Origin of the sequence: Terriglobus sp. YAF25, assembly GCF_052113305.1 — a bacterium.
Lineage (GTDB): Bacteria > Acidobacteriota > Terriglobia > Terriglobales > Acidobacteriaceae > Terriglobus.
The window spans coordinates 1-4,378 of the sequence record NZ_JBFRCY010000528.1; the positions used below are offsets into that span (position 1 = coordinate 1).

The 4,378-nt window shown below is 56.0% G+C and carries 3 protein-coding genes and 1 pseudogene; 2 read left to right on the forward strand and 2 right to left on the reverse strand.

Going from position 1 to position 4,378, the window contains the following annotated elements; translation table 11 throughout:
- Positions 1-826, forward strand: an 826-nt coding sequence (locus AB4043_RS19435) for a DUF1501 domain-containing protein (protein WP_442307826.1), incomplete at its 5' end; no start/stop codon positions are given.
- Between the two features lie 373 nt (positions 827-1,199).
- On the opposite strand, the gene AB4043_RS19440 is transcribed toward AB4043_RS19435, so the two are convergent.
- Together AB4043_RS19440 and AB4043_RS19445 are read right to left on the reverse strand one after the other, a co-directional pair.
- Positions 1,200-2,303 (reverse strand): ABC transporter permease, encoded by a 1,104-nt coding sequence (locus AB4043_RS19440; protein WP_442301931.1) that lies wholly within the window; start codon positions 2,301-2,303, stop codon positions 1,200-1,202.
- Between the two features lie 133 nt (positions 2,304-2,436).
- On the reverse strand, positions 2,437-3,282 hold the full coding sequence (locus AB4043_RS19445; RefSeq protein ID WP_442307827.1) for a hypothetical protein: 846 nt from the start codon (positions 3,280-3,282) through the stop codon (positions 2,437-2,439).
- 505 nt (positions 3,283-3,787) lie between these two features.
- On the opposite strand from AB4043_RS19445, the pseudogene AB4043_RS19450 reads away from it, so the two are divergent.
- Positions 3,788-4,075: pseudogene (locus AB4043_RS19450) on the forward strand (helix-turn-helix domain-containing protein); the annotation flags it as partial.
- Between the last annotated feature and the right edge of the window lie 303 nt (positions 4,076-4,378).

Below are 4,378 nucleotides of genomic sequence, written 5' to 3' on the forward strand. Positions count from 1 at the left end.
CCTTCTCGCTAAGCAGAATCTTTCGAGCTCGCCCATCGTGGTCTCTACCAGCGGATGGCAGTTGCTCGGCAGCGGCACAACGACCGAGCTCGCCTCCATCGGCGCCGGCAACGGGGCTGTGGCTGTTCTGAATGCGTTGCAGTCTTTGACACCTTCCCTGAATCAGATGGACTCGACACAGGGCTCTAACTCGTTGTCGAATGCGATCTCCGAGATGCAGAGTGGCCACCTGTCCACAACGAAGTTGCTTCTGGATGCCGCTTCCACAGGCTCCAGCATCCAGACGAAGTTTCCCAACACGGATATTGGCCAGCAGTTGCAGGTCATCGCACAGATGATCAATGGCCGCTCACGCTTCGATGTCAACCGGCAGATCTTCCTCTCCAGCGTGTCAGGCTATGACACGCACACGCTGCAGCTCCCGATGCAGGCATCGAACCTCGCAGATCTTGATGGCGCAGTCGGCGCCTTTGCGGCTGCCATGCAGGAGATCAACATGTTCGATCAGGTGACGCTCTTCACCATGACCGACTTCGCACGCTCGCACCTGGTGAACAGCGGCGGTGGCACCGACCACGCCTGGGGCAATCATCACCTCATCGTCGGCGGCGCAGTCAAAGGCGGTGATATGTATGGCACCTTTCCGAGCCTTGTCATCGGGGGCGATGACGACTTTGCGACGAACGGACTCTGGATTCCGACAACCTCCGGCTCGCAATATGCCGCCACGCTGGCGCAGTGGCTGGGGGTGCAGAGCAAGGATCTCAGCAATGTGTTTCCGGAGCTGAGTAACTTCTCGAAGAGTACGTTAGGTTTTCTGGGATAAGAACATTTTCCCTGTAGGCGTAGAGTAGGGCTTCCGCCGTCGGAATACCCAGCAACAGGGAAAATGCTCTAGAAGTTATCAGTAACGGATCGCCTCTGAACTGGGTGGGGTTCTTGGAACCAAACGCAAGAAGCAGATTTCTTCGCTTCTGGTGGTCGATCCACCCCAACCAGCGAGCTGGCCGGGGACCCCGGTCCTATGAAATGGCAAAAGGGTTATTCGAGCTTCGCTCGAATAACCCTTTTGTCCGGGTAACCGATACGTCTAGAACATTTTCCTGTTGCTGGGTATCCCAGAAAGGGCGGGATTTTCATTTGCGGAAAACGCTCATCGATGCGGAAGCCCAACACTAGACCTACAGGGGAAAATGCCTCTATTCGTATGCGAGTGCTTCGATAGGATCTTTTGCCGCAGCTTTCAGCGCAGGATAGAGCGCACCGAAGAGAGCTCCGGCAAGAGCCAGAAGGGTTGCAATGGCGATCCAACGTCCGGTCAGCTCGAAATCCATCGTAGGAAACTTTGCGTGCAGGGCGGCGCGAATGCCGAATGTCGCAGCAATTCCCAACGCGATGCCGCAGACGGCTAGCAGGCCGCTCTCACGAAGGACGACGCCAACGATGGCGGCTTTGGTGGCGCCGAGTGACTTCAGAATGCCGATCTCACGGGTGCGTTCCATGACCGCGGTGTACATGGATTGAAAGATCACGAGGAAGCCGATGATGATGGCGATGCCGATGACAGTACGGAGGCCTACATTGAACCCAGGCATCTTATCGGGTGTCAGACTGGAGAGCAGTTCTTCCATGGTCTGAACGTCATACTGTTCCATGCCCGGAGTCGCCTTGATTTCAGCGCGAACGGCGTCACTGTTTTTGATGTCGTCAAGCTTGAGATAAAAGTAGCTGGCCTTTCCCTCGGTACCAATCAACTGTCCCATGGTGTCGATCGGGATGAACTTGCGGCCTCCGCGCCCGTGCTCAACGATACCCGCAATGCGGAAGGTATGGTTGAGGATCTGAATGGGGTCGCCTACTTTCTTCCCGGTCCCCCGAGCCGCTTCATAGTCATCGATGATGGCATCGTCAGGAGCCTGGAAGGGACCACCGGAGATAAATATGAAGGGGCGAAGATCCTGAAAGCTCTTGAAATCGATGCCGTAGATGTTCTCTAGTGTGGCGCCTGACGAGAGCTTGATGTTGACGGGGGATACCACGGTGACATGAGGCAGGGGGCGCAGCACATCTGCAACTTTGATGGAAGCTGCGGCGCCGCTGACGCCTATCAGATTCGATGCCGCGCCGGGGTGCGTGATCATGTCAGCGCCGATGCCGCTGGTCCTTACCTTCTGTCCGTTCAGCATGCCGAACATGATTGCCGCAATGGACAAGATCATGATGACTTCAATGGCCACGGCGAAGACGCTGATCAGCGAGCGTAGCGGCCGGTGGACGAGGTTTCCAATAACCAGCTTATTCATGCTTTTGCAGTGTATCGCCTTAGGGCATTTTCCCTGTTGCTGGGTATCCCAAAAGAGGCGTGCAACGGCGTTTTCATTGCGAAAAACGCCCATAGATGCGGATGCCCTGCACGACACCCGCAGGGCATCCGCTCTAGCTTTGCGTTTCACGGACGAGTCTTGGCTGGGTGCGGCCCTGCATGATTGCTGCGCGGCTGCGCGGCAGCAGCAGGGCGCCGATGAGAGGAAGTACATATACCGTGAAATAGGCGAGCCCGATCAGCAGAGGCGCCAGGAATGTTGCCATCGTGATAGGGGTAGCAAGTACGCCTTCATTGGCATTATGGGATGAGATCATTGTGAAAAAGAGGCCCCAGGGGCTATAGCGAACGTCGCCCCCTACCGAATCGATGACCGCAAAGACGATGATGTAAACAAAAGGAGAGACGAAGAAGAGACTGTTCCAGCCGTCCATCAGAAATACCTCTGCTACTGGCGAAAACGAGACGCCTGTAAAGAGGTCGTCGTCGGCGAGTAGACCGATGCGATGGGCGTAAAAATTCCCCCAAATTGTCACGGGTTTATCGGGCCATAGGAAGTGGGGCACTACGTTGTAAATGTACGTCACAAGCGGGGTGTAGCCGAGTTTGCTCTGGTTAACGGCCGTTTCTATCAACGCGTCATCCCAACTGATCATCTGGAAACGCTCGAGAAATCCCACCTTCGCGTCATAGAACAGCGGTTCGTTTGGCTGGTGCTCCGCGTCCGCTGCTTCTGAAGCCATTTGGGCACGAAACTCGTCGATACGGGAAAGGTTAGTTATCGCCTTGTCGATCTGATTGCCTGGGGTAGCTCTGTCAACCCGGCCTCCCTGCGCATATGGCACCAGGAAGTACACGATTCCTGCACCTGCTACGAGAATGAAGGCAATCTGCCGGAGAGAGAGCCTGCCGCCACTGGCGGCCACAGCGATCAGCCAGGCGACAAGGCTCGCCAGCATTGCTTCCTTGGAGTACCTCAGGATACCGACGACCAAAAAGGAGTAAACACCCGCGAAGACGGGTCGCCTGTCGTGTGCTGGCGGGTGTAAGGAGGCCGCTGAGAAGGGCAGGTTTTTTGGTCAACGGCCGCTTCACATAAACGGCGATCAGCATGATCAGGCTGAAGCCGACGTTGGCCAGGATGGTGGTTTCAGGTACGCGCAGCCTGCTGTCTGCCGCCTCCCACAAGACGGCCTTCATCACAAAGCCAAGCAAAGCTGTCAGGACGACCTGGAAGAAGATGTAGCCTCCGCTGGGCGTCGACAGGCCACCCGCTGCATTGAAGGCCAGGGTCGAGACGATGACGTATGCAAATACGCCCAGCGTGAAAAAGGTCGATGTGCCCTGAAGTACTTCCAAGAGGCAGAGCACGATGGCAAATAGGATTGCGCCCCACAGGGGAAACTTGGTTGGGAAGGGGAGTCGCACGTTACTGCTAGTCTAGTCGATAGAGAGGAACGCTTCAAAGATCTGCCCGGCGGGGTATTCAACCGCGGCATGGTGCGTAGCTATGCTCGCGTCGTCGGACTCGATGAGCAGGAATGGCATGACCGCTTTATAGAGAGCTATCGCAGTAGTGGCTCTCTAAAGCACGATGACGCCGACTGGCTCGCATTTACCGAAAATATGGCGAACTCTGACCAGGCAGCCGACCCCGCGATCCGGTTGCGTTGGGCCGGGGTTGCGCTGATGGGGCTCGTTTTCCTGTTCCTGGCAGCGCTGGCATGGTATCTGCTTAACCGCCGTCTTTGATCAGATGGAATGATCGTTTGCCCGTCAGCTGCACAAAATCTTCGTTGACAATCCTGTTGCAGCATATTCAACTGCTTGCAACACAAAGGCCATCCACGCGGCGCAGCCAACTCTTTTAAAGGGGCGCGTCAGCACCCCCCATTTCCAACCAAATTGTTGTTTGGCGATTCCTCTTTTGTTCGCCATTTTGAGGAGGCAGTTCCACTATGAAGCGCATTTTGCAGTATTTGTGTACCGTCGCGGCTGTACTGCTGCTGACCGGTATGCCCGCCTTGGCACAGTCCGTGACAGGTAGTATCAGCG

What these genes read in the sequence shown, in the direction of transcription:
- AB4043_RS19440 (WP_442301931.1), bottom strand. Translation starts at nt 2,303, where the DNA reads ATGAATAAGCTGGTTATTGGAAACCTCGTCCACCGGCCGCTACGCTCG.
- AB4043_RS19445 (WP_442307827.1), bottom strand. Translation starts at nt 3,282, where the DNA reads ATGCTGGCGAGCCTTGTCGCCTGGCTGATCGCTGTGGCCGCCAGTGGC.